Origin of the sequence: Catenulispora sp. EB89 (assembly GCF_041261445.1) — a bacterium.
Lineage (GTDB): Bacteria > Actinomycetota > Actinomycetes > Streptomycetales > Catenulisporaceae > Catenulispora.
This window is the reverse complement of the sequence record NZ_JBGCCU010000024.1, coordinates 107,408-131,182: the sequence shown is the minus strand read 5'-3', so window position 1 is coordinate 131,182 and position 23,775 is coordinate 107,408. Positions and strand designations below refer to the sequence as shown.

18 protein-coding genes are annotated in these 23,775 nt (G+C 70.6%); 4 read left to right on the top strand and 14 right to left on the bottom strand.

All coding sequences use genetic code 11. From position 1 onward, the window contains the following. Nucleotides 1-34: 34 nt before the first annotated feature. The 3 genes from ABH920_RS37935 to ABH920_RS37925 are packed head-to-tail and all read right to left on the bottom strand — an operon-like array spanning nucleotide 35 to nucleotide 3,785. Nucleotides 35-2,170, bottom strand: a complete 2,136-nt coding sequence (locus ABH920_RS37935; protein ID WP_370354114.1) for a hypothetical protein — start codon at nucleotides 2,168-2,170, stop codon at nucleotides 35-37. Beyond that, nucleotides 2,167-3,108, bottom strand: a complete 942-nt coding sequence (locus tag ABH920_RS37930) for a protein phosphatase 2C domain-containing protein (RefSeq protein ID WP_370354113.1) — start codon at nucleotides 3,106-3,108, stop codon at nucleotides 2,167-2,169. The genes ABH920_RS37935 and ABH920_RS37930 overlap by 4 nt, the downstream gene beginning before the upstream one ends. Then, nucleotides 3,105-3,785 (bottom strand): VWA domain-containing protein, encoded by a 681-nt coding sequence (locus ABH920_RS37925; protein WP_370354112.1) that lies wholly within the window; start codon nucleotides 3,783-3,785, stop codon nucleotides 3,105-3,107. Before ABH920_RS37925 ends, ABH920_RS37930 begins: the two co-directional genes overlap by 4 nt. Before the next feature lie 132 nt (nucleotides 3,786-3,917). On the opposite strand from ABH920_RS37925, the gene ABH920_RS37920 reads away from it, so the two are divergent. Continuing rightward, nucleotides 3,918-5,495, top strand: a complete 1,578-nt coding sequence (locus ABH920_RS37920; RefSeq protein WP_370354111.1) for a hypothetical protein — start codon at nucleotides 3,918-3,920, stop codon at nucleotides 5,493-5,495. A gap of 8 nt (nucleotides 5,496-5,503) precedes the next feature. On the opposite strand, the gene ABH920_RS37915 is transcribed toward ABH920_RS37920, so the two are convergent. Beyond that, nucleotides 5,504-7,261 carry a protein kinase gene (locus ABH920_RS37915; protein WP_370354110.1) on the bottom strand — a complete coding sequence of 586 codons (1,758 nt, stop codon included), beginning with the start codon at nucleotides 7,259-7,261 and terminating at the stop codon, nucleotides 5,504-5,506. Between the two features lie 141 nt (nucleotides 7,262-7,402). Here ABH920_RS37915 and ABH920_RS37910 point away from each other — a divergent pair, with 141 nt between their 5' ends. Next, nucleotides 7,403-8,206 carry an FHA domain-containing protein gene (locus tag ABH920_RS37910; RefSeq protein ID WP_370354109.1) on the top strand — a complete coding sequence of 268 codons (804 nt, stop codon included), beginning with the start codon at nucleotides 7,403-7,405 and terminating at the stop codon, nucleotides 8,204-8,206. Between the two features lie 59 nt (nucleotides 8,207-8,265). Here ABH920_RS37910 and ABH920_RS37905 read toward each other — a convergent pair whose 3' ends face one another. Beyond that, nucleotides 8,266-8,805, bottom strand: a complete 540-nt coding sequence (locus ABH920_RS37905; RefSeq protein ID WP_370354108.1) for a hypothetical protein — start codon at nucleotides 8,803-8,805, stop codon at nucleotides 8,266-8,268. Nucleotides 8,806-8,984: 179 nt separating this feature from the next. Here ABH920_RS37905 and ABH920_RS37900 point away from each other — a divergent pair, with 179 nt between their 5' ends. Together ABH920_RS37900 and ABH920_RS37895 are read left to right on the top strand one after the other, a co-directional pair. Next, nucleotides 8,985-9,737 carry a chitinase gene (locus tag ABH920_RS37900; RefSeq protein WP_370354107.1) on the top strand — a complete coding sequence of 251 codons (753 nt, stop codon included), beginning with the start codon at nucleotides 8,985-8,987 and terminating at the stop codon, nucleotides 9,735-9,737. Between the two features lie 120 nt (nucleotides 9,738-9,857). Next, nucleotides 9,858-11,096, top strand: a complete 1,239-nt coding sequence (locus ABH920_RS37895) for a GNAT family N-acetyltransferase (protein ID WP_370354106.1) — start codon at nucleotides 9,858-9,860, stop codon at nucleotides 11,094-11,096. Nucleotides 11,097-11,128: 32 nt separating this feature from the next. Here the strand turns inward: ABH920_RS37895 and ABH920_RS37890 are convergent, their stop codons facing one another. The 9 genes from ABH920_RS37890 to ABH920_RS37850 form a co-directional block, all read right to left on the bottom strand. Next, the gene (locus ABH920_RS37890) at nucleotides 11,129-12,994 is read right to left on the bottom strand and encodes a pentapeptide repeat-containing protein (RefSeq protein WP_370354105.1); all 1,866 of its coding nucleotides are present in this window, start codon (nucleotides 12,992-12,994) and stop codon (nucleotides 11,129-11,131) included. A 59-nt stretch (nucleotides 12,995-13,053) separates the two neighbouring features. Next, nucleotides 13,054-13,644, bottom strand: coding sequence for an AAA family ATPase (locus tag ABH920_RS37885; protein ID WP_370354104.1), 591 nt, complete (start codon nucleotides 13,642-13,644; stop codon nucleotides 13,054-13,056). Nucleotides 13,645-13,670: 26 nt separating this feature from the next. Next, a complete protein-coding gene (locus ABH920_RS37880) occupies nucleotides 13,671-14,255 on the bottom strand; it encodes a TlpA family protein disulfide reductase (RefSeq protein ID WP_370354103.1) in 585 nt (194 codons plus the stop codon). A 197-nt stretch (nucleotides 14,256-14,452) separates the two neighbouring features. Continuing rightward, nucleotides 14,453-15,268 carry a MerR family transcriptional regulator gene (locus ABH920_RS37875; protein WP_370354102.1) on the bottom strand — a complete coding sequence of 272 codons (816 nt, stop codon included), beginning with the start codon at nucleotides 15,266-15,268 and terminating at the stop codon, nucleotides 14,453-14,455. Between the two features lie 79 nt (nucleotides 15,269-15,347). Next, nucleotides 15,348-15,884, bottom strand: a complete 537-nt coding sequence (locus tag ABH920_RS37870; RefSeq protein ID WP_370354101.1) for a dihydrofolate reductase family protein — start codon at nucleotides 15,882-15,884, stop codon at nucleotides 15,348-15,350. A gap of 124 nt (nucleotides 15,885-16,008) precedes the next feature. Then, entirely contained in the window at nucleotides 16,009-19,575 is a 3,567-nt protein-coding gene (locus ABH920_RS37865) for a ricin-type beta-trefoil lectin domain protein (protein ID WP_370354099.1), read from the bottom strand. 116 nt (nucleotides 19,576-19,691) lie between these two features. Then, nucleotides 19,692-21,374 carry a protein kinase gene (locus tag ABH920_RS37860; protein ID WP_370354098.1) on the bottom strand — a complete coding sequence of 561 codons (1,683 nt, stop codon included), beginning with the start codon at nucleotides 21,372-21,374 and terminating at the stop codon, nucleotides 19,692-19,694. 119 nt (nucleotides 21,375-21,493) lie between these two features. Then, nucleotides 21,494-23,047: a succinic semialdehyde dehydrogenase gene (locus tag ABH920_RS37855; protein ID WP_370354097.1), complete on the bottom strand. Its 1,554-nt coding sequence runs from the start codon at nucleotides 23,045-23,047 to the stop codon at nucleotides 21,494-21,496. A 95-nt stretch (nucleotides 23,048-23,142) separates the two neighbouring features. Continuing rightward, the gene (locus ABH920_RS37850) at nucleotides 23,143-23,775 is read right to left on the bottom strand and encodes a hypothetical protein (protein WP_370354096.1); all 633 of its coding nucleotides are present in this window, start codon (nucleotides 23,773-23,775) and stop codon (nucleotides 23,143-23,145) included.

Sequence of the window (23,775 nt, the reverse complement as noted above, 5' to 3'; positions counted from 1 at the left end):
GTACTCTCGGGCAGGCCGGTTCAGCGCTGCTGGATCACTGCTTCCAGCGCCAACACACGGTGTATCCAAGATCGGGGAACTCCGAGGGGCGCCACCACGACGCGCCGTCGTGGCCGCAGAAGGCCGGGTCGTCGTAGGCGCTGGTGCGTCCGGATACGATCACGTTGGAGTTCGGGCAGGAGTCGACGTTGGTGAAGGTGTTGCCGTTCTTCACCAGGCACTCGTTCTGTTGGGCGTTGCCCAGGGCGTCGGGGTAGTTCATCTGTAGACAGAGCAATACGGACAGGCCCGAGTCGGAGTTGGGGTAGCTGTAGCTCTCGTTGCTTTGCGGCCAGGCGGGGCAGCGGCTCTTGTCGGTGGTCTGGGGGTAGCGGGCCACGACCTTGAAGTTGCCGGTCTGGCAGGCCTCTGCGTTCCAGGAGTTGCCGGGGCCGTTCAGGCCGTAGACGCACTGGCCGGGTGTGGCCCAGTAGGCGGTGCCGTTCGACTGGTAGCTCAGGCAGATGACGCGGTTGTCGGTTGGGGAGGAGACGGTTTGCGAGACTTGGCCGACTCCGTTGCAGGCGCTCATGTTCGTTGTGTTGTCGAAGGCGCCGACGATCTTGAAGGAGCCCGGGACGCAGGCGGCTGAGGACAGCTTCGCGCTCGATGCGGTGGACGGGTTGGCGTCGTAGACGCAGTCGCCGATCTGCAGGGTCTTGACGAGGTCCGGCGGGGGAGGCGGTGGCTGCGGGGTGTAGGCGCCGGTGGTGCCTGAACCCGTGACGCCGCCGCTGTCGGACGACGTCGTCGTCACCGGTGGCGGGACGTAGCCTGTGGTTCCGCCGACGACGCTCGTGCCGCCGCCGGTGGTGCCGCCGCCTGTCGTGCCGCCGGTCACGCTCGAACCGTCGGCCCCGGTGCCGCCGGTGGCGTCGGATCCGCCTGAAGCGTCGCCGCCGGATGTGGTCGAGGTGTACGCGCCGCCCGAGCCGGAGCCTCCGTTCGTGACGGCGGCACTCGAGTTGTGGTTGGCGTTCAGTGCGATCGCGAGGACGACTACCGCTGCGGTCACCAGCCCGCCGAACCGGGCGATCAGCTTTCCGGCCGGCTTGGGAGCCTTGTAGACCGGTGGCGTGCCAGGCGTGCCAGGTGTGCCCGGCGTTGGCGCCCCGGCCCTGGACCCGGCCCCCGATCCTGCAGCCCCCGCCCCGGAACCTGCCGCCGCTCCAGACCCCGCTCCAGCCCCCGCTCCCGACCCCGCGGCCGTCGGCGGCGCCGGCGTCGGCACCGGCGTCGGCGCGACAGCCGGAGCCGTCCGCGCCGCGGCCCGCAACTCCCCGATCCACTTCCCCGCCGTCGCAGGACGCTGACCCGCGTCCGCGGCCAGGCTCGACCGCGCCAGGTCCCCGAGACCGCCGCTCAGCGCCGTCAGCCGCGCCGTATCGGTCGTGGCCTGGTGCCCGGCCGCGACGCGGACGGCCACCAGCCCGAACTTGTACACGTCCGTCGCGCCGGTCGCCTTCTCCTCGCCCGCCGGCGCCTGCCAGTCGGGCGTTTCGACCTGTGGCAGGGTGCTGACACCGTGCAGGCGCATGGCGTCGCAGTCGATGAGGAAGAAGCCCGCCTGCTTTCCCGTGCAGAACAACAGGTTCCGCGGCGACATGTCGCCGACCGCGATGCCCATCCGGTGCAGCCTGTCCAGTGTCGTGGCCAGGTCGGCCAGCAGTTCGAGGCGGTCGCGCGGGCTGATGGTCAGCCCGATCCCGGCGATGTACGCCTCGTCGTTGAGCAGGAACTCCAGGTTCGTCAGCACCGTCTTCGGCGACGTCGTCCCCGCCAGGCTCCGCATGCTGAACCGGAACCGGTCCGGCACCGCGCGCATCAGGAACCCGCGGACCTGCCCCGCCTGCTCGACCACGGCGACCGGCCACGCGGTCTTGTCGCACAGCCAGCGCGCGTCGTCGGCGTCCAGGCCGCCGAGCAGATCCACCATGCCGCGCAGTGCGTCGGCGTCGAGCAGGGCCAGCGTGGCGGTGTTGTACTCCTTGTAGACGACCTCCCAGCCGCCGTTCGCCGCCTCGTTGATCTTCCGGTTCGCGACCGGGTAGACCGTGCCCTGGCCGCCGCGTCCGAGTTGGCCGCCGAGTTGGAGGTCGGAGTGCTCCACGGTGCGGGTGCCCGAGGTCACGGCGCGCCTCCCGGCGAGCGCGGCCAGACCGCGACCAGGGTCCGGTCGTCGTCGAAGGTTTCGCGCGAGAAGTCCAGGACGTGCGCCAGCCGCAGCGGCGTCGGTGGTACCGCGAGGTGCCGCGCGAACAGTGCGCCGACCAGGCCGTCCCCGTCGCCGAGCGGGTCCCCGAAGCCGTCGGTGCCGATGAGCAGCACCTCGCTGGGGGTCAGGTGCTCGGTGGTCTGCTCGACCGGGTCGGGGACGTGCGGCAGCGGCCGCACCGCGTTGGACACCAGGTCGGTGTCGGAACCCGTCTTCGTCCCCAACAGCGCGTGGTAGGAGCCCGTCGCGCGGTCCAGCAGCCAGGCGCCCGAGTCCCCGATCCGGAAGACCCGCACCCGCGGCCCGGTCGGCTCCTGCAGCACGATCCCGGCGACCAGCGTCGTGGCGTACCAGTCCGCGGCCACCGCAGAGCTCTGCGGATCGTTGCTGCCCAGCCGCCACGCGGAGAGCTGCCGCAGCCGCTCGGCGGCGTGGTGCGCGACGCTGTCGAGGTCCAGGGTCCCGCCCTGCGTGCCGCGCGCGTCCTGCGACAGCAGGTGCAGCATCCGCTCCATCGCGGCCCGGCACGCCTCCAGTGCGCCGAGCTGCGAGTCGGTCGCGCCCGAAACCCCGTCGGCGACCGCGAACACCACGGCGCCGGCCTCCTCGTGCACGGCGACCCGCGCCGCGTCCTGGCGCGGCTTGCGCGAGTAGCGGTGGCTGGCCCCGCGTACGGAGGCGGAGCGGACCGTGAAATCAGGGGTCGACCATCCGTCGCACTCGGTGTCCGGGAAGTCGAACGCGAACTGCTCCGGCGGTCGCGGCTCGAATTCGGGCCCTGCGATGTCGACCGTGATCCGGGGCCACGGCGCGGTGTCGTCCGGTACGGCCGTGCCCGCCGGCCTGGACATCATGGCGTGACCTCGTCCAGCACGATGGAGAACCCCTCGGGCTTGGTGACCACCAGCTGCGGGTGGTCCGAGTTCAGCGCCTGGCTGGACGCGATCAGGCTCGCGGTCAGCGCGTGGAAGAACTCTGAGATCGCCTTGCCGAGGTCGGCGCCGCGCTCGGCGATGAACCCGAACTCCGGTCGGGACGCCACCTCGGCGATGGTCCTGCGCTCGGCCGTCCCCATGCCGCAGGCGATGATGTTCGGCGCGGCCGGCATCTTCTGCCGGTCGGTGAGCTTGGCCAGCGACCGCTTCCAGCCGAAGTCGGTGGGCTGGCCGTCGCTGAGGAAGAACACCACCGGACGGTGCACCTTGTAGCCCTCGTCGCGCAGGAAGCGCACGTCGGTGGGGATGCGTCCGGCCAGGTCGGAGAACGCCGCGCCGTAGTTGGTGCTGCCGCGCACGCTCACCCGCGGCAGGTTCGTCTCGACCCGCATGTCGGCCACCGCCAGGTGCACCCGGACGTCGTCCGAGAACCCCAGCACCGCCAGCCGGAGCTTCGCCGCCAGCATCGGCGCGGCCCGCAGCTCCTCACACAGCGAGACCAGTCCGGCGGACAGGTCGTCCACGTAGGGACCCATCGACGCCGACTCGTCGACCAGCACGTAGGCCGGCAGCAGCACACCTCTTGCCTCGGACATCCGATCGCCTCCCATTCGCGATTTCCAGCGCTGCGCAGCAGGCTAGGCAAGCGCGCAGAGGACCGGTCCTGAGTGCGGGGCCCTAGCGTGGCGGCCATCAGAGTTCGTATGCGCTGCCGACTGGGAGGTGCGATGGACGGCTCACGCCCGAGGACGGGACCCGGGGCCCCGCGCCCGGATCTGCCGATCTGGGAACGGACGCCGCGCGCCGTGCCGCCGCAGTTGGGGGCGCCGCCGCCGATCGGGGCCGAGGGCAAGCCGAAGCGGCTGACGGCGATCGGGCTCGCGGCGGCGAATCAGGGCTCGACGGTGCGGCCTGCGGCGGTGCGGCCGGTGACGGCAGCGCCCCGGACGCCTTGGGGCGCCAGGCCGGTCGCCCCGGCGAACGGTCACGGCGCGGGCACTGCGGCCGTGGGCGCGCAGGGTGCCGGTGATCGAGCCGGTGTCGGGCTGTCGGCGGGGCCGGTCGGATCGCCGCGGGCCATTGCCATTGGCCGGCCGCTCGTCCGGCGGCGCCTGGTCGCCGTGGGTGTCGGTGCGGTGGTCGTGGTGCTGGCATTCGCAGCGACTGCGATGGCACTGCGGCCGGGAACACAAGTCCGTGCGCAGGCCCCGACCGCTTTGCCCGACAAGCCGTCGGTGTCGCGCCCGCCGCAGACGCCGAGTGCGCCGAGCGTGAGCACCGGCACCATCCAGCCCTCGCAGAACACTGATCAGACCCCGGTCACCCAAGCACTCGCGAACCTGTCCACCCAACCCCTGCTCCACTACACCGGCCTCGCGCCCGACGGCCGCTCCTCCTGGCAGCTGACGGTCACGTCCGGCGGCGAGGCGCAGGGCGTCATCGAGCTCGGCGGCGGGGAGCTCAGCGTCCTGGAGGTCGGCGGCCGGACCTACTTCAAGGCCGCCGACCCGGCGTCGGTCCGCCTGCTGGGGACGCTGCCATCGGGCACGCCGGCGGCCTCGGTGCGGGGGAGGTGGGTCACCGGCGACAGCGCCCTGGAGGCGCTGCTGCCGTCCGGTCTGGCTTCAGCGGGGAACCTGGCGGCCTCGCTGCAGTCCGCGCTGACGTCTCAGGACACTGCCTTCCCGCCGTCGACTACACAGAGCGCACAGAGCACGCCGGGTGCACAGGACGGACAGAGTGCACAGACCGATCCGGCGACGCCCGTGACCACCTCCGCAGGCGTGCTCTACATCTCGACCACGCAGCCCTACCGCGTGCTCCGTCTGGTCCCACCGAGCGCGCAGCTCGGGCAGCTCACGGAGATCGACTCCGCGTCGCAGACCTCTGTTACACCCTTCTTCACCAGTCTGATCGACCAGACCAGGACGCTCACCGACGCGCTCGACCTCGGCGTCGTCTTCCAATACGGCGAAGATCCGAAACTGTACTGCTCGGACAGTACATGCACCGTATCCGTCAACAGCGTCGTGGCTTCGGCGCCGACCGATGCGGTCGTCGTCGACGTGACGGCCAGGGTCACCGTCGGCCGACAACCGGCCGGCCAGTGCGAGATGACCGCCGAGCTTCCGGTCGGTCGCCCGAAGAACCTCTCGTGTCAGGACCCGGATGCGGCGGCGGTGGTCCAGTCGCTCGGGGGCGGCGGCGACCTGGGCTTCAGCGTGGGCCTTCAGTTCCAGGCCCGGGCCGAGACCCAGGCCGACGTCGACGCCCTGGTCGCGGCCGAGGCGAACGAGCAGAGCTGACCGGACGCCTACTTCTGGACCGGCGTGGTGCCGCTCATCGCGAACTGCGGCGAGCACGCCTGTCCGCTCTTCTGGTCCGCGTGCCAGACACAGATCTGCATCGAGTAGCCCTGGTCGGGCAGAAAGTTCGTCTTCTCAGCGTATTGAGAGGCGCTGAAGGTGTAGGCCAACCCGTCGCTGCGGATGATCTCGGCGACGCAGGACTGGGTCCACGAGGTGTTCAGCACTCCCGCGAGGTTGCCGGAGCCGTCGGAGTCCAGCCACGCCGAGCACGCCGCGTCACCGAACGCCACGTCAACGTCCGCCTCGGAATTCGGAACGCGCGCTGGGTCGTCGGCGCTGTTGATGCCCGGAATCGACGACGCGGTGGGCGTCGGCCCGGACTTCGGCGGCGGCGCGGAACTCGGCGTGCTGCCCGGCCCGGTGGTGCTGCCGACCGGCCGCCCCGGCGAGCTGGCGCCGCCCTTCGGCGACGAGCCCGGCGTGGAGCCGACCGCCGAGGTGGGCTGCGGACCCGGCCCGCCGGCCGCGTTCGACGAGGGCCCGCTCGGCTGCGTACCCGCGCCGGACGTGGTCGCTCCCGGAGTCGTCGGCCGGCCGGAGCCCGTGGCCGTGCCGGTGCCGCCGGTGCCGCCGGTACGCCCCGCGGACGGCGACAGCTCCCCGGCCACCGGCACGATGCCCGCCCCGGACGCCGCCGAAATCGGGTGCGACCCGGATTTCTGGTGCGAGGACAGCACCGCGAGCACTCCGGCCACCAGCGCGCACAGCGTCGCGATCGCCGCCAGCGGCACGAGATAACGCCGACGCGTCGCCGTCGCCGCCTTCTTCGTATCGGCCAGCGACCGCGTCGGACCGGCCTCCGGCTCGGCGGTGTCAATGTCCTGATCCGGCGGGACCACCGTGTCGATCACGCTCACCGGCGTCGCGGCGAAGTCCCGCCGCCGGGCTATCCGCTCCATCGCCTCCGACGGCCAGGACGTGCTCGTGGCGTCCGCGTGCTCCCGGGCAGCGGCGACCAGGTCGGCGGCCGTCGGCCGGGCCTGGGGGTCGGCGGCGAAACAGGGTTCGATGACGGCCGCCAGATCGGCGTCCAGCGCCCGGATCGGCCCGATGTCCAGGACCAGGCCGGGCAGCCGGGCCGAGGCCGCGTAGGTCAGCGTGGCGGCCAGCGAGTACACGTCGGCCGGCGCCGAGACCTCCCGGTCCCCGGATTCCTGCTCCGGGGCCGTGAACCCGCGCGTCCCGGAGCTCGCGCCGCTGCGCGTCAGCCGGGACTGGTCGTCGGCCAGCGCGATGCCGAAGTCGATGAGCTTCACGCCGTCGCGCACCAGCATGATGTTGGCCGGCTTCAGATCGCGGTGCACGATCCCGGCGTCGTGCACGACCTGGAGATGCGCGGCGGTCTCGGCCAGCAGCAGCCACAGTTCCCCGGCGGTCAGCGGGCCGAAGGAGCGGATCGCGTCGTCCACGGTGAGGCCCGGCACGTACTCGGTGGCGAACCACGGCTCCGGCGCGGTGTTGTCGCTGGCGAGCAGCGACGGCGCGACGCCGAAGGGCACCCGGTGCAGGATCGCGACCTCGCGGTTGAACCGCTCGCCGGAGACCAGGCGGGGCTTGACGCGCTTGACGGCGACGTACCGTCCGTCGCGGGTGCCGAGGTACACCTCACCCATGCCACCGGTGCCGAGCAGGCCGATGATGGTGAACTGGCCTATCTCGCGGGGGTCGCCCGGCCCGAGCGGTTCGGCGACTTCCTCATCCATCGGCGCGCCGTCCGCTGGGTGCACTCACGGTCGGTAGGTTATCGAGCACTCCGTGGCCGTGCAATTTGCTTTGATCATTAAGGACCGGTCCTCTGCGCACCCTCATACACTGACGGACAGCTGAACGGAGGCACCCTGACCATGCCGAACGCCCACTTCCCCCCGCGCATGCTGCCGCCCGGCAGCCCGTCCGAGAGCGTCCCGTCGGCGCCGCCCGGCACGATCTTCGTGCTCGGCCCCGAAGGCGGCTACGCGGTGCCGGCGCGCAGGTACACGCTGCTGTTCGGGCGCGACCGGGAGGACGTGCACGTCCCGGTCGGCGTCGACGACCCGACGGTCAGCCGCCGGCACGGCGTGTTCACCTGCACCGGCCCGGACGGCGGCTGGTGGCTGACGAATACCGGGCAGCTGCCGATCGAGCTGCCCAACGGCTCGCTGATGCTCAAGGGCCACCGGCGCGTCATCGAACCCGGATACACCCCGCTGGTCATCAACTCCTCGAAGCAGCGCTCCCACCTTGTTGAGGTTCGCCTGGTGGACGACGACGACCACCACCCCCGCTCCACGACGAAGGCGCCGACGGTCGACCCGGAGACGGTGTACGAGCTGTCGGCGCAGGAGCGGCTGGTCCTGACCGCGCTGGCCCGGCGCTACCTGGAGGGCCAGGAGACCTTCCCGCTCCCGCTGACCTGGGAGGACACCGCGCAGACGGCGAACGCCTCGCCGTACACCACCAAGGCCTGGAACTTCCGCACGGTCGCGAACACCGTCGAGGAGGTGCGCGAGCGCCTGCACCGCCGGGGCGTGCGCGGGCTGATGCGGGACGAGGTGGGGGAGCCGGTCGGGTCGACGCTGAGCGTGAACCTGATCCGGGAGCTGGTCAAGACGGTGACGCTGAGCGCGGAGGATTTGGAGCTGCTGGCTGACCAGACCGAGCAGGGTTGAGGAGGGCTGAGGAGGCGGGAGGGTTGAGGAGGGTCGGCACCGGACGGTCCCGACCGGGGTCAGCGCCGGACCGGCCCGTCCAGGCGCTGCGACGCCGAGGGGGCGAACGTCCCGTGCGTGCTGTGCAGCGCGTGCAACTCGTCGACCAGATCTTCGGCGTCCACACCGAGCACCAGGGCGATCTCCTCGACGACCATCCGCTCGAAGGCCCAGATGAGGCGCAGCTCGCCGCGCGAGGACGCGTACGGCGACGCGTAGAGCCGGCGCAGCAGCTCCACGAACTCGTCGTCCACGCTCGACACCAGCGCGGCCTCGTACTCCGCGAAGCGCTCCGTCCAGGCGCGCACGTCGTCGGCCGGCTCGGTGTCGCGCAGCCGCTCCAGCCACCGCTCGGCCTGCTCCCAGGACACCGGCATCCGCAGCAGCGCGTCGGCCTCGCCGAGCGGGATGCTCATCGTCGTGGCGTCGTTGTGCACCACGACGTAGTCGAGTCCGTCCCGCACCGTCCGCCCCTGGACGCGCACGACGCCGGATTCCGGACCCAACGCCATCGCGATGAGAGCACTGCCCTCGGCGAGGTCCAGGGCGACGTCGGTCATGGGCGGTCCTTTCGCGGTTGAGGATGCTCGACTCTAGGTGGCGGATCATGGCGGTGGCGCCGGTATTAGTACCCGCATTGCCATCGGTATGCGTACTCCGAAATCAGGCTGCTGTCGCAGCGGCGGCCTTGCGGCGTGTCGATCAAGACATTGGCAAGGCATGACGAGAGCATGGACGCATGCCATCCCATCGCATTCTCAAGGCCGCCGCAGCGGCCGCGGCCGTTTTCGTGAGTCTCCTCGGCGGACCGATCGCGCCGACGGCCTCCGCCTCTGCCGCTGTGCCCGCCTCGGCCGCGGCCAAGGGCTCCGGGTTCGTCGTCTCGCAGGCGCAGTTCGACAAGATGTTCCCAGGTCGGAACTCCTTCTATACCTACCAAGGGCTGACCGCCGCGCTCTCGGCGTACCCGGGCTTTGCGAACACCGGCGGCGAGAGCGTCAAGAAGCGGGAAGCCGCCGCGTTCCTGGCCAACGTCAGCCACGAGACCGGCGGCCTGAAGTACGTCGTGGAGCAGAACACCGCCAACTACCCGCACTACTGTGACCACGGCCAGCCTTACGGCTGCCCCGCGGGCCAGTCGGGCTACTACGGCCGCGGTCCGACACAGCTGAGCTGGAACTACAACTACAAGGCGGCGGGCGACGCCCTGCACATCGACCTGCTCCACGACCCCTACAAGGTCGAGAAGGATCCCACCGTGGCCTGGAAGACCGGCCTGTGGTTCTGGAACTCGCAGCCCGGGGCCGGGGCGCGGACCTCGCACGACTCCATGGTCCAGGGCAAGGGCTTCGGCGAGACCATCCGGAGCTTCAACGGCGAGCTCGAGTGCACCGGTAAGAACCCTGACGAGCGCAACGACCGCGTCAGTCTCTACAGGAAGTACGTCGCCATGCTCGGCACCGACGTCGGCCCGGGCAACATCTCCTGCTGAGGTCCGGCTGACTTCCGACAGATACAGATACAGATACGGATCCAGGCCCCGGCTCCAAATTCCGAGCGGGGGCCGCCGTCTCTGGGGGATCATGGAACGGTCTCCAGGGAGGATCACCGCATGACCATCGAGATCAAGTCCATCTCCGACGCCGGGTTCCCCGCGTGGTCCGACGCGGTCAGCGTCGGCTTCTTCCACTTCGACCAGCGCGGCAGCGACGGCGTGCGCCGGACCTTGTGGGAGCAGGAGCTCGGCCAGGGGCGGGTGCTCGGTGCGTTCGACGGCGAGCTGGTGGTCGGTACGCATGGCACGTTCCACACCGAGCTGACGGTGCCCGGCGGCGCGCCGCTCGGCGTGGGTGCCGTCACCGCGGTCACCGTGCAGCAGACGCACCGCCGCCGCGGCATCCTCAAAGAGCTGATGACGCGCGGCCTGCGGCAGTCGGCGGAGCGCGGCGAGGCCGCCTCGATCCTGATCCCCTCGGAGTGGCCGATCTACGGCCGGTTCGGCTACGGCCGCGCGACCGAGGAGGTCAGGACCCGCATCGACGCTCGCACGGCCGGCCTGCTGGCGCCGCTGCCCGGCACCGTGGAGTTGGTGAGCGCCGAGTGCTGGTGCGAGGAGATGCCCTCCGTCTACGACCGGATACGCGCGACGACTCCCGGCGCGATCGAGCGGTCGCCACAGTGGTGGCGCTACAGCGCCGGACTGCTCCAGGCGGAGGGCCAGCCTGTCGACAAGAGCACGTTGTTCGCGGTCTGCCGCGACGACGACGGCGTCGCCCGCGGCTACGCGAGCTACTCGGCCGAACGCGCGCCCGAGAACGTCGGCTTCACGAAGAACATGACACTCAACGCCTCGGTCCTGGCCGAGACCCCCGCGATCTGGGCCCGCCTGATGCAGTTCCTCTGGGAGCAGGACTGGATCGTCCGCGTCGAGGTGGACCTCCAGCCGAGCGATGACACCTGGCGCCTGTTCATGACCGACCCGCGCGCCGCCTGGCAGGCGGATCGCTACGACACGCTGTGGCTGCGCATCCTGGACGCCGAGGCGGCGCTGTCGGCGCGCACCTACGGCCATGAGGCCAGGCTCGTGCTGGCCGTCCACGACAAGGACGGCTACGCCGACGGCGTCTACGCCCTCGAAGCGGGCCCGGACGGCGCGACGGTGAGGCGCACGACGGAGAGCCCGGACCTGTCACTCCCGGTGCAGAGCCTCGGATCGCTGCTGTTGGGCGGCTACGCGCCGTCGTTGTTGGCGGCGGCGAACCTGGTGGCGGAGGAGACGCCGGGAGCGTTGGGGGTCGCCGACCGGATGTTCAAGACGGCCGGGCAGCCCTTCGCGCCGACGTGGTTCTGATGCGATTGGTCAGCTGGCGAATCGTGCGGCGGCTAGTCAGCCTCCAGCGCCTTTAACAGAGCCTTGATAGCCCCGGTGGCCGCCTCCCACTGCTCATCGCTCAGCTCCGGAAACCTGTCCGCCCTGTCGAGCCGTCCCACCACATCCGCCAGCAGCACGTCCGTTCCGCTGACCTTCAGCCCGGTGCGCGCCTCCCACGGTGCGTCCGGCGGCCCCGGCACCTGGCCGTACTCCACGTTCCGGCCGATCGCGTCCGACCGCAGTGCCCTGCGAACGTCGGCGGTCACCTGCGCCGGCTCGGCGTCGAGCCGCGCCGCCAGCAGCAGCCTGACCAGGTCCTGGTCGGTGCCGGAGGCGCGGACCGCGCCGTCGGTGTGGAAGCGGCAGCGCATGAGGCCGGACCGCCCGACCGGGACGCCGGTGAAGTCCGCGGGGCCGTGGAACGTGGCGCGGCCCTGCTGGCCGCCGGAGGTCAGGGCGAACATGATCTCGGTGCCGTAGGTGGGCTTCTCGCCGCCGAAGGTCGCGCCCGCGAAGGTCGTGGTCCCGTAGAACTGCGCGCCGGCGAAGTCGCCGCCGGCCAGGCGGCAGCCGCCGGCGTCGAAGTCGATCAGGGTGGCGCCGGAGAGCTGGAGGTGGATGTCCTCCCAGAGCGGACGGCCGGTGCCGGGGCGCGTGCGGTCGGTGAGCAGGCGTTGGGCGGTGCGGCGGGCGCGCAGCTCGGCGAACTGTGCGGGGGTGAGGTCGAAGACGTCGATCGTCACGTCGAACGCCAGCGGCGTGCGCAGGTACGCGCACACCGCGTCGGCTATCCGTTCCCTGAGATCCGCGTCGGCGTCGCCGAGCTCGCCGAGGATGTGCAGGCCAGCGAGCCGGACGTCGGGGTCGGGGTCGGCGAGGTGGCGGTGGTACGGCCGCAGCGACTCGTCGAGCACGACCAGCGCCGCGCCGTCGTCTTCGAGATCTGATGCCGTCGCCCAGCCGAGCGGCCAGTCCTGCCCTTCCGGCCACTCCTGTCCGCGTGCCCTGGCGTCCGCGGTGAGCCGGGCGCCGGTGAGGTCGACCGCGGGCTGGATCAGGTTCACGCGTCCGCCGAACTCGCAGCGCTGGAACGACACCGTGCTGCCGAAGCGCGCCTTCCAGAACCACGCCTCCATCGCGAACGTCGCGTCGGCGAACGACACGCCGTGGTTGAACCGCGTCCCGTCGCCGCCCTCCTCCCAGGACTGGTACTCGTCGACCAGCCTGGCCATCGGCCACCGCGGATCGTCCTCGTTGAGCTCGCCCCATGCCGGCGGCCGGCGGCTCTCGACCTCCTCCCAGGCCTCGTCGTCCTCGTTCAGCATCTCCTCGCCCCGGCCGAACCAGGCGATGCTCTGGAAGCGCACGCGCGAGAAGTCGGCGTCGGCCCGGAACCTGGTCCGCCCGAAGTCGGCCTCGCGATTGAACCGCGCGCCGGCGAAGGACGCGTCGCCTTCGAAGACCGACCGCTGGAACAGCGCCGTGTCGGCGAAGCGGGTCCGGGCGAAGATTGAGGTGCCGCGGAAGTGGGTGTCGGTGAAGCTGACGTCGCCGAGTCGGCAGCCGCCGAAGTCGACGTCCGGCAGGACCGCGGTGTCCAGCTCCAGGTCGAGGCAGTGTTCGCAGCCGGCCTCGCAGGCGGAGCCGGACGCCTCGGTATCAGGATGCTGGTGCGCCAGCACCGCCAGCAGCGCGACGGCCTGCTGCCCGGCCGCCGCCGGCCCCGCCGGCTCGCGCAGGTAGCGGCACACGGCGTCGGCGACGGGCTGCCGCTGCTCGGGATGCTCCCGGGCGAGGGCTTCGAGCTCCTGAAGGGCGGCGCGATGCGCGGCCACGTCCCCGTCGGCCAGTAGGCGAGTTGTCAGCCGGGCGTCCATGAACGCACGTTACGGATGGACGGCCGACGGCGGGGACAGTAGAAATACCGCCATCTCGGCTACGTGGTCGATGCTCGCGCGCGGACGAAGCCGGCGCGGACGGCGAGCGGTCCGGGCTCGACCATGATCAGCTCGTAGCCGAGGGAGCGGTAGACCTTCGCGTGCAGTTCCTCGAACCGCGCCGCGTCCTCCGGCGTGATGCGCCGGGCCGGGGTCGGCGTGAGGAAACCCTGGCCGACGACGAAGAACACGCCGCGTTCGTAGACGTGCTCGGCGCGGACGCGGTCGAGCTCGGCGGCCAGCACGGGGCCGACGGGGTGGCCGAGGAACTGGGCCAGCGCGTACGTGCAGACCGGGGAGCGGTCGAAGAAGACCGGCCCGTCGCCGCGGATGCAGTCGGCGGTGAGCTGGCGCCGGCGTTGCAGCGCGGCGATCGTCTCGGGGAAATCAGGCTGCTGCCACGGTTCGTCGACGCCCTGAGCCTGCGCCAACGCGATGACGTCGGTCGCGGCCTCCTCGACGACGCCGACCATGCCACCCACGCCACCCACGCTGCCCGCGCCGAGGGCTTCGGGCCCGTCGAGCTCAAGCTGCCGCAGGATCGCGGTCTTGCCCGACCCGGGCGCTCCGGTCAGGACGAAGCGGTTCACCGATCTCCTCAATCTCAGGTCTGATCTCAGGTCTCTGCGACGACCGGTGCCAGCGCCGCCGACAGCTCGCTGTACGTCACCGGCATCAGCGCCCGCCACGCCAGCGCGCCGTTGCGGTCGATGATGAGCGTGGAGGGCACCGAGCCCAGCGAGACGATGCCGGCGAGCTTGCTGAGCAGCGCCGAGTCGTCGCCGTCGACCAGGTTCGGGTAGGTGATCTGCTGCTGCTTGACGAAGGCCTGGCCCTGGCCGTCGTTGTCCCGGGCGTCGATGCCCACGAACTGCACGCCCTGGGATTTGAAGGCCTCGTAGGTGCGCTCCAGGTACGGGGCCTCGGCCTGGCAGCTGTCGCACCAGGAGGCCCAGATGTTCATGACGACGACCTTGCCCTTGTACGCGCTCAGGTCGAGCTTGGCGCCGTCGAGGGTGGTGCCGGAGAGCACGGGGAGGGGCTTGCGGTCCTTGGGGGCGAAGGCGCCGGTGGTGCCGAGGCCATCCGTGTTCTTGGAGCCCGAGCTGCCGCACGCGGCGAGCCCGAAGGTCAGCGCGATGGCCGCGATCACGGCGAGCGACCTGCGGGTTCGGCGGGTTCCGAGGTTCGGGCGCAACATGTGAAAAGTTTCTCATGCTCCGCACGGGCGTTCGGGGCCGGGTCGTACCCCGGCCCCGAACACGCCGCCACGCCGCCACGCCGCCACGCCGCCACGCCGCCACGCCGCCACGCCGCCACGCCGCCACGCCGCCACGCCGCCACGCCGCGGACCGGACCGGCTCCCGATCAGCGCGGCCCTCCGCCGACCGCTCCCGATCAGCGCAGCCCGATCGCCCACTCATAAACGGTGTCCGCGTCGCCGGCGGTGGCCGGGTCCCGAAGGAAGATCTGCCGTGGCCGCGAGTCCGCGTGCTCGTCGTGGTCGGCGAGCCAGCGCCGGAGCGATTCGAAGCCGAGGGTGGTCATCATGTTCGCCTTCGGCACGCTGATGAAGGCTTCGCGGCCGGCTTCCTCCGTGCTCGGCGTCATGTCGGGGTACCGGCTGGTGATCTCCTCGACGGCGGCGGCTTCGACCGGGCAGCAGAACTCGACGAGTCCGTCGCTGTCGTTGCTGATGTCGTTGTGGTAGCGCAGGAACGGCAGGCCCGCCTGGCCTTGCGGGCGCGGGATCGTGGGGCCGCCGAACAGGGCGAACAGGGGAGTGGCGAAGGCTCCGATCTGGTCGGCGGTGAGGGTTTCGGTGGTGCTGAGCAGGGTTCGGGCGGGGACGGTGCGGACGGACACCTCGTACATGGTCGTTTCCTTTCCGGTCAGCTGGTTGACGAGGAAGACGACCAGTTCCTGCTTGGCGTGGAAGCCCTGCCGCTGCTTGTCCCAGTACGCGACGAGCGCTTCGGCCAGCGCTTCCGGCGGCAGCTCGACGACCTGCCTGATGCGCGCCAGCGGCATGTCCAGCTGCCGCAGCTGCGCCACCCGCTGTGCCCGCCCGGCCTGGTCCGGCGAGTACCAGCGGTAGCCGGTGTCCGGGTCGATGTGCACCGGGCACAGGACTCGCAACTCGTCGTAGAGGCGCAGGGCCTTGGGCGACAGGCGGGTCAGGCGTGCGAACGCGCCGATCGTGAGAAGCTCCATGGTCGTCTCCCTCGTTCCGGGCGGTCCACCCGGTGATTCGACCATGAGGCTGTCCCCAAGGTGAAGGTCAAGCCGGCGGCTACCGCGCGATGCGGTAGTCGGTCAGCAGGAACCCGGCCGGCGTCGCCACGCTCTGGATCAGCTCCAGGCGGATCTCCGGCAGCCCGTCCAGCAGCCGGCGCCCCCGTCCCGCGATCACCGGCACGACCGCGAACCGCATCTCGTCGATCACCCCCGCCGTGAGCAGCGCCTGCGCGACCGAGATGCTGCCGTGGACCCCGATGTCGCCGCCGACAGAGTTCTTGAGGTCCTGCACGAACGGCACCAACTCCCCGTCGATCGCGGAGGCGTTGTCCCACTGGGCCGCCAGCGGTGTGGAGGTGGCGACGTACTTGGGGACCTTGTTGATGAACGTGGCGAACGGCTCGATGTCGCTGCCCGGCCAGAACCCGACCCACTCGTCATAGGTGCCACGGCCGAAGATGACGGCGTCCTGCGTGGCGATGATCTCGGTACCGCGGCCGTCGACCACGTCGTCCCACCCGGTCAGGAACGTGTCCGCGGCCTCGGCCACGCCGTCGGCGGACAGGAACTGGGTCAGAACCACCTTGCGCATCGGATTCTCCTCTGGTCGAGCACGTTGTCGTCCACTCAGACGGCTCGACCCGCCGAAACTCATCGGTGCCGCGGCGGGACGCCGACCGACGTCCCGCCGCGGCCAGGAGACCGAACCGCCTGGCTCAGCCGCCCAGGCTGAACACCTGCGCCGACGTGTTGTCGCAGTCGTAGATCTGCAGCAGATCCCCTGCCTTCTCACTGTTGTTCGGATCGTCCAGGCACCGCCCCGACTGCGGGTTCAGCAGCGACCCGTTCGCCTGCGTCACCCAGGTCTGCGAACCGCTCCCGTTGCAGTCGTACAGCTGCACCGCCGTCCCGTTCGCCGTCCCGCCGTAGTTCACGTCGAGGCACTTCCCGAACACGCGGATCGTCTGGTCGCCCGGCGTGGACCACCGCTGCGCGTCCGTCTGGTTGCACGTCCACAGCTGCACGCTGGTCGCGTACGACGGATCGGCGCCCGCCACGTCCACGCACAGTCCGCCAGGCCCGTTCACCGGCCCCGGCGGCAGCTTCCACACCTGCGCTGCGCCCGCGTTGCAGTCCTGCAGTTGCAGCTGGACCGCACCCGGAGTGGTGTTCCCGCCGGGCACCGTGAGGCAGCGCCCCGACTGCGGGTTCACCAACTCGCCGTTGCTCTGCGCGACCCAGTTCTGCGACCCGGTGGTGTTGCAGTCGTAGAGCTGGATGGCCGTCCCGCTCGCGGTACCGGCGTTGGCCGCGTCCACGCACTTCCCCAGCACCTGCAGCGCGCCGCCGGTGGTGCCGTTGGCCGTGTAGGTGAACTGCTGCGCAGTGCCGTGGTTGCACGTGTACAGCTGCATCGCCGTGCCGTTGGTCGTCGTGCCGCCGCGGGTGTCCAGGCACAGGCCCGCGTCGCCGATCACCTCCCCGCTCGTCGGGTTGGCCGTGGCGCTCCCGGTCAGGCTGATCGTGTGCGAGGAGCCGACCGGCAGCGCGCCGGTGGTGACGGTCGTCGTCCGCAGGCTCGGGTTGTACGCCCACGCGGTCTCCGGCACCTGCGTGCCGTCGACGAACACCGCGGTCGGCGCGACCGTGTTCGACAGCCGCAGCGTGTACGAGCGCTGAGTCGCCGCGCCGCTGAAGCCGCCGGTGTCGGCGCCGATGGTCAGCGTCCGGGACGCGTCGCTCCAGGAGATCGGCGTGGTGGTGGACTGGCCGCTCTGGTAGCCGTTGCCCTCGCCGGCGTCCTGGTAGAGCGGGAACGAGCCGTCCGCCCCGGCCGCGACGGACAGCGTGACCTGCGTCAGCGGCGAGGAGTTGGCGTCGGGCACGTAGTTGGTGCGCTGCGGCATGATGCCGCCGCTCTTGATCAGCACCGGCATCTGCGAGAGCGGGTCGGTGATGGTGACGGTGGTCGGGCCGGTGTAGCTGGTCCCGGTGAAGTAGTCGGTCCAGGTGCCCGGCGGGATCCAGGCGCTCACGGAACCGTTTCCGTTCGCGTCGCTGGCGCTGGTGATGGGAGCGACGAGCACGTTGTCGCCGTACAGGTACTCCTGCTTGAAGGTGTACGCCTCGTTGTTCGACGGATAGTCGAGATACAGGGGCCTGATGATCGGCACGCCGGTGGTGTTCGCCTGCGCGGCCAGCGTGTACGTGTACGGCACCAGCGCCTCCCGCAGCCGCAGGAACCGCTCGGCGCTGGCGTCTGCGGCCGCGCCGTAGTTCCAGGGCAGCCGGTCGCCGTGGTCGGAGTGCAGCCGGTCGACCGGCTGGAAGGTGCCGAGCTGCACCCACCGCGCGTACATGTCGTCGGCCAGGTGGTTGCCGTGGAAGCTGCCGATGTCGTTGCTGACGTTGGAGATCCCGGCCGCGGCCTCGTCCCCGGCGAACTGCGCCTCCAGCGCCATCATGGCCCAGGTGGCCTCGGTGTCCCCGGTGAACTGCATGGTGTTGCGCCGCTCGGACCACGGCCCGAGCGCGTAGTTGCCGTTGTCCCCGGCCTGCGAGGAGGAGCCGATGCGGCCGAAGGAGAAGCCGCGCAGCCCGCGCGCTGTGCCGTCCTGGGCATAGGCCTGGTTGATGAAGTTGCCCGGGGCGACGTGCGGGTCGCTCGCGGTGGAGTTGCCGCAGCCGCCGCAGTAGTCCAGCCACCACTCGCGCACGCCCTGCTGCTCGAACGGCTTGTGCAGGTTGAAGTACGCCGCCAGCTGGTTCGGGTTCGACCAGTCGAACTCGTAGTCGCCGGAGCGCGTGACGTCCGGGGACAGGCCGCCGGCCGTGCTGTTCGCGCCGGCGAACTGCGGGTCCGATCCGGAGATGGCGGTGTGGATGTTGAGCGCCGTCTCCAACCCCTGCTGTTGCGTCCAGCTCATGAAGGCGTTGGGATCAGGGAACAGGGAGTTGTTCCAGTTCCAGCCGTCCCACTGGTTCGGCGACTTCCAGTCGGTGTCGATGACCAGCCAGTCCAGCGGCGTGAACGTGCTGCGGAAGGTCGGCAGCAGCGTGTTCTCGTAGTCGGACGTGCTGTAGGCGTAGTAGCGCGAATACCAGACGCCGTAAGCGGATTCCGGGAGCAGGTTCGTGTTGCCAGTCAGGGCATTGAGGTCGGACAGTCCCTGCTTGTAGTTGGTCCCGTACCCGAAGAAGTACCCGTCCTGATACGGCTGACCGCCGTGGCCGGGCCGGTCGGTGACGGTGCCGTTCGCGTTCAACAGCGCCGAGCGCGAGTCGTCCAGCAGGTACCAGCCGTCGCGGTCCAGGATCCCCGGCCGCTCTGTCGCGGTGGCCGGGTTCTGGTTGTCCAGCGAGCTGGACCAGCCGCCGAGGGTGTCGGTGGGGCCGGCGCCGTAGGCGGTGGTCAGCAGCGCGCTGGAGGCCCCGGGTGCGGGGTAGCCGGCGCCGGAGGCGGTGACGGCCAGGCTGTCCAGGTTCACGTTGGCGCTGTCGGAGGCGTTCTGCACGATGCCGATGGTGTTGACGCCGGCGTTCAGCGTGACCGGCACCGAAACCGTGGACCAGGTGTCCCACGAACCGGTGACCGGCATGCTGAGCGTCGGTCCCGGCGCGCCGTTGACGGTGGTCGACAGCGTCCGGGTGATGCTCTGGCCGTCGCCGCCCTGGGCGTTGGCGTAGCGGACGCTGAGTTGGTACGACCCGCTCGACGGCACGGCCGAGACGTCCTGCTGGACCTCGCTGTGCACCTGGTTGAAGCCCGCGACGAAGCCGGACCCGGTGTGGTTGTTGTGGTCGTAGGCGGCCATCGCGCCCCAGCTGAGCAAGCCGTCCTCGGCCTCGCACGCGGTACCGAACACGCAGTAGGACGGGAACGACGGCGCGGCGGTCGCGTTGGTGCCCGAGACCGTGACCGAGGTGTTGGCAGCGGTGAACGGCCCGCTGCCCTCCTTGTACCGAAGCGTCACGGAACCGGTGCTGATCACGCGGAAACCGCCGCTGACCGACGTCGTGAACGGTACGGACGGAAACGAGCGGTTTACAGCGTTGAAAGTCGCAGCATCCTGGAACTTGTTGTCCCCGGCGTACTCCATGCGGATCAACGTGGGAGTGAGTACTTCGAACCGGGCGCTGCCGTCGGTGACCGCGGTCGATGCGGCTGTGGCCTGGGCTTTTCCGCCGGAGCCGGCCGCGGTGGCGGCGGCCGGCGAGTACAGGGCCGCACCCGCGAGGGCGAGGAGGCTGACGGTGACCGCCAGCCGGGCTCTTCGTTGCATGCCTGATCAGCTCCATCCGGGGGCTTTGACAACGTTGCCAACAACGTTGTAATAGGCATTTAACAGACAGTCAGCCGATGAGCAAGGGGTGGAAGTCAGGATGCTGTGACGCGGGGTTACTGCCGGTTCAATTCCGCGAGATATCCGCTGACGCTCATCTGCAGGGAGCCGTTCTGGTTCAGCGTGTAGATCTCGTCCGCCATGATCGGTACGCAGCCGGAGCTGGCGGTGCCCGGCACGTAGCGCAGCACCATACGGCTGGCACTGGCGGACACCAGCGACGTCCTGATCGTGCACATCTGACCGTTGCCGCCGTCATTGGTGACGGTGCCGACCGGGTCGCCCACGCGTCCCTGAGCCACGGTGACGGTCATCGGCAGCGGATAAGGGAGCTGCGATCCGCTCACCGTGCCCTGCCATGTTCCCAGGTAGCCGCTGGGGACCGCGCCGCCCGCGGATCCCGTCGTGACCTGTTTTCCGGTCTGGGCGTTCGAGGTCGGCGCACTCCCGCCGCCGTACTGCGACGTCGTGTCAGAGGACGAAGACTGCGACACGGCGACGACGACGGCCGCCACGACGACCACCGCGCCGGCGCCGAGCGCCGCGATGAGCGGCCCGCGCCGCTTGGGGCTCGGCGGTGGCGGCGGGTTCCGCCACGCGGGAAAGGCCGGGCTGGTCATCGTCGCCATCGCGGTCGGCGGGGCTTCGGTCGGCGGGTGGGTGAAGGACGGCTGCCCTTGGTATCCACGCTGGTAGTCAGGTGCCAGGAAACCCTGTGGCGGCACCTGGTTCGCTTCCGCCATCCGGATCGAATCGTTGACCGCCGGCTGCCGTGGCGGAAGCGTCCGGGTCGGGGCCTGTGCGGAGGGATCGGCTTGCGCCGGGTCGGCCGCGGGGTCGGAGTCGAGGTCCAGCAGCTCCACGGCCAGCCGGCCGACCGACGCCGAGATGGCCGGGGGCAGCCAGCCTTCGGCGCCGAGCCGCACACGGTCCCCGCCGGCCTCCAAGCCCATGCGCAGCTGGTCGAGTGTCGGGCGCGCTGCGGGATCCTTCGCCAGGCACGCCGCGACGAGCGGACGCAGTTCCGGGGCGACCCGGCTCAGATCAGGGTCCTCATGAAGCACCCGGTACAGCAGCGTCGCCACCGGCAGCTTCTCGCCGAACGGCGACGTCCCGGCCGCCGCGAAGGCCAGCACCGCACCGAGCGAGAACACGTCGCTGGCCGGTCCGGCCGCCGTGCCCTGCGCCTGCTCCGGCGACAGGTACCCCGGCGAGCCGACGAGCAGGCCGGTCCGGGTGAGCTGTACCGCGGCGTCCAGCGCGCGGGTGATGCCGAAGTCGATGAGCCGGGGCCCGTCGAGCGCGAGCAGGACGTTCGACGGCTTGACGTCCCGGTGCACGAGCCCGAGCTTGTGCACGGCGTCCAACGCCTCCGCCAAGCCGGCTCCCAGCGCGCGCACCGAGGCCGACGGCAACGGACCGAACTCCTTCACCGCCGCCTGCAACGAGGGTCCGGCGACGTACCCGGTCGCGACCCACGGCTGCGGCCCCTCGGTGTCGGCGTCGAACACCGGCGCCGTCCAGCGTCCGCCGACCCGCCGCGCCGCGGCCACCTCCTGCCGGAAGCGCTCACGGAACTCGTGGTCGTTGGCGTAGTCCGCGTGCACCCGCTTGACGGCCACCGTCCGGCCCCCGGCGGTCCGTCCGAGGTAGACCAGGCCCATCCCGCCGGCGCCCAGCCGCCGCAGCAACCGGTACTGCCCGATCCATCGCGGATCATCAGCCGTCAGCTGTTCCATCCCCGACCGCTCCCCTCAGGCGCGGCGCACCGAGGAGGCCCGTCTCATCGGTCGGCGTCGCGGCAGACACGACGACCATAGTGCACGTGAGGCGGCACGTTGAGGGAGACCGGGCTCGGTCAGCGGATCCCCAGCTTCCGCATGAATCGCAGGCCCTTGATGGTCTTGTCGACCTGCTTGGTCCAGTCGGTGTCCGGCGGGTTCGTCAGCACCTGCCGCTTCAGCACGGCCACGTTCTGCACGTCCGTGTACTTCAGCATCCCGGCGTCCCCGTGCCGGCTGCCGACCCCGGACGCCTTGAAGCCGCCGGACGTGCTCTTCTTCGACGCGTAGGACGCGGCCAGGCCGTCGTTGACGTTGATGTTGCCGGCCTCGATCCGGCGCCCGACGGCCTCGGCGGCCTTCCGGTCGCCGCCCCACACGCTGGCGTTCAGGCCGTACTCGGTGTCGTTGGCCATCGCCACGGCCGCGTCGACCGAGGAGTAGGGGTAGATCGCGGTGACCGGACCGAACGTCTCGGCCGTGGCCAGCGTCATGTCCGGGGTGACGTCGGTGAGCACGGTCGGCTCGAAGAACGCCGGGCCCAGGTCCGGCCGCGCCTTGCCGCCGGTCAGCACGGTCGCACCCTTCGCGACCGCGTCGTCCACGTGCGACTGCACGCGTTCGCGCTGCGGCACCGACACCAGCGAGCCCATGTCCGGTGAGAAGTCGTAGGCGGCCGCGACCCGGATCGCCTGCACGGCCTGGACGAACCGCTTGGTGAACTCCTCCCGGCGGCGCTCGGAGACGTAGATCCGCTCGATGTGCATGCAGGCCTGTCCGGTGTTCAGGAACGTGGCCGTGACCGTGCCCGCGATCACCTCGTCCAGATCCGCGTCGTCGAGCACGATCAGCGGGTTCTTGCCGCCGAGTTCGAGCGTGCAGCCGATCAGGCGCTGCCCGGCCTGGGCCCCGATGATCCGGCCGGTCGCGGTGGAGCCGGTGAACATGACGTAGTCGGCGCCCTCGATCAGCGCCGCGCCGATGTCAGGGCCCTCACCGCAGACGATCTGCACCAGCCCGGCCGGCATCCCGGCCTCGGAGAGCAGGCCGACCCCGTAGGCGACGTTCAGCGTGGACTTGTTGTCCGGCTTCAGCACGACGCCGTTCCCGGCGATCAGCGCGGGCATCGCGTCCGACAGGCTGGTCGCGAACGGGAAGTTCCACGGGGATATCAGCCCTATGACGCCCTTGGGGATCCGGACCTCGGTCGAGGTGGAGACCAGCGGCACCACCCCGCCGTGCTTGCGCTCCTTGAGGATCCGCGGCGCCGCCTTGATGTAGTGGCTGGTGACCATCAGGACGTCGCAGGTCTCTTCGAAGGCCATGCGCCGGGCCTTGCCGGTCTCGACCTGCATCAGGTCCGCGACGATGAGGCCCCGCTCCAACAGCAGCGCGTGGAACCGCTTCATCACGCCGACGCGGCGCTTGAGGGGCCAGGAAGCCCAGACCGCCTGCGCCGTTCGGGCTGCGGCGTAGGCGGTCTGGACGTCTGCGGGGTCGGACTGCGGGAGGTCCACGACCTTGTCGCCGGTGTAGACCTCGGTCACCGCGTATGTGCGACCGCTGGTGGAGACGACCATGCCGGTGAGCTTCGCGAGCAGTTCAGAGGTGACTGACGGCGGCAGACTCATGGCCGAACTGTAACTCGTTCTAGTTGCGATGTCTCCAGTCGTGGGGCTCGGAAACGGCGCGGCTCAGAAGCGCTTCGGCTTACAAGTCGCGCGGTTCAGAACTGGCGCGGGTTGCAGACGTCGTCGGCCATCGCCTTCTGCCACCCGACCATCGCCGACTCGGGCACGAGCCCGTTGGGGGTCCCGGGCGCGGGCGTCAGCGGCAGCGAGATGTCGACCGTCTGCGTCCCCCACGGCCGGTCGACGCGCAGCGTCACCGGGAACGAGTCCGACGGGACCGCGGCGCAGTCAGTGATCTGATAGGCGACCTCGACGATCGCGATCTGGCCCGGACGCAGGTCGAACGGCACCGCTGTATTGCCCTGGAGCTCCAGGTCCTTCGGGAGCCCTTCCGGGCCTCCGGGTTGGACGAGGTGCAGGCCGGGGCCGTCCTTGCCGACGCCGGTCACGTGGACCGTGGTCCAGCCGTTGTTCTGTACCGCGACCTGCCGAGTGAAGAACTTCGTCTTCGGCGAGGCCGCGCCGGAGTTGGCGGAATCGGCGGAGTAGTCGACGTGCGCCCGGACCACGCCGGAGCGGTCGATCGTGAAGCCGGCGATCAACAGGGCGACCGCCGCCGAGGCCGCCGCGAGCGCCCGCCGGCGTTGCGTGCGGCTCATGTTCCCGGCGTTCGGATCCAGTTCCGCCCAGACCTCGTCGCTCACCCACCGCGTCTGTGTCCGTGTCAT

Excerpts from the sequence above, each read along its gene's own strand:
- ABH920_RS37920 (WP_370354111.1), top strand. The coding sequence starts at position 3,918 with ATGGACGGCTCACGCCCGAGGACGGGACCCGGGGCCCCGCGCCCGGAT.
- ABH920_RS37915 (WP_370354110.1), bottom strand. The coding sequence starts at position 7,261 with ATGGATGAGGAAGTCGCCGAACCGCTCGGGCCGGGCGACCCCCGCGAG.
- ABH920_RS37870 (WP_370354101.1), bottom strand. The coding sequence starts at position 15,884 with ATGCGCAAGGTGGTTCTGACCCAGTTCCTGTCCGCCGACGGCGTGGCC.
- ABH920_RS37910 (WP_370354109.1), top strand. The coding sequence starts at position 7,403 with ATGCCGAACGCCCACTTCCCCCCGCGCATGCTGCCGCCCGGCAGCCCG.
- ABH920_RS37905 (WP_370354108.1), bottom strand. The coding sequence starts at position 8,805 with ATGACCGACGTCGCCCTGGACCTCGCCGAGGGCAGTGCTCTCATCGCG.
- ABH920_RS37925 (WP_370354112.1), bottom strand. The coding sequence starts at position 3,785 with ATGTCCGAGGCAAGAGGTGTGCTGCTGCCGGCCTACGTGCTGGTCGAC.
- ABH920_RS37865 (WP_370354099.1), bottom strand. The coding sequence starts at position 19,575 with ATGCAACGAAGAGCCCGGCTGGCGGTCACCGTCAGCCTCCTCGCCCTC.
- ABH920_RS37860 (WP_370354098.1), bottom strand. The coding sequence starts at position 21,374 with ATGGAACAGCTGACGGCTGATGATCCGCGATGGATCGGGCAGTACCGG.
- ABH920_RS37890 (WP_370354105.1), bottom strand. The coding sequence starts at position 12,994 with ATGGACGCCCGGCTGACAACTCGCCTACTGGCCGACGGGGACGTGGCC.
- ABH920_RS37875 (WP_370354102.1), bottom strand. The coding sequence starts at position 15,268 with ATGGAGCTTCTCACGATCGGCGCGTTCGCACGCCTGACCCGCCTGTCG.
- ABH920_RS37895 (WP_370354106.1), top strand. The coding sequence starts at position 9,858 with ATGACCATCGAGATCAAGTCCATCTCCGACGCCGGGTTCCCCGCGTGG.
- ABH920_RS37930 (WP_370354113.1), bottom strand. The coding sequence starts at position 3,108 with ATGATGTCCAGGCCGGCGGGCACGGCCGTACCGGACGACACCGCGCCG.
- ABH920_RS37880 (WP_370354103.1), bottom strand. The coding sequence starts at position 14,255 with ATGTTGCGCCCGAACCTCGGAACCCGCCGAACCCGCAGGTCGCTCGCC.
- ABH920_RS37900 (WP_370354107.1), top strand. The coding sequence starts at position 8,985 with ATGCCATCCCATCGCATTCTCAAGGCCGCCGCAGCGGCCGCGGCCGTT.
- ABH920_RS37855 (WP_370354097.1), bottom strand. The coding sequence starts at position 23,047 with ATGAGTCTGCCGCCGTCAGTCACCTCTGAACTGCTCGCGAAGCTCACC.
- ABH920_RS37850 (WP_370354096.1), bottom strand. The coding sequence starts at position 23,775 with ATGACACGGACACAGACGCGGTGGGTGAGCGACGAGGTCTGGGCGGAA.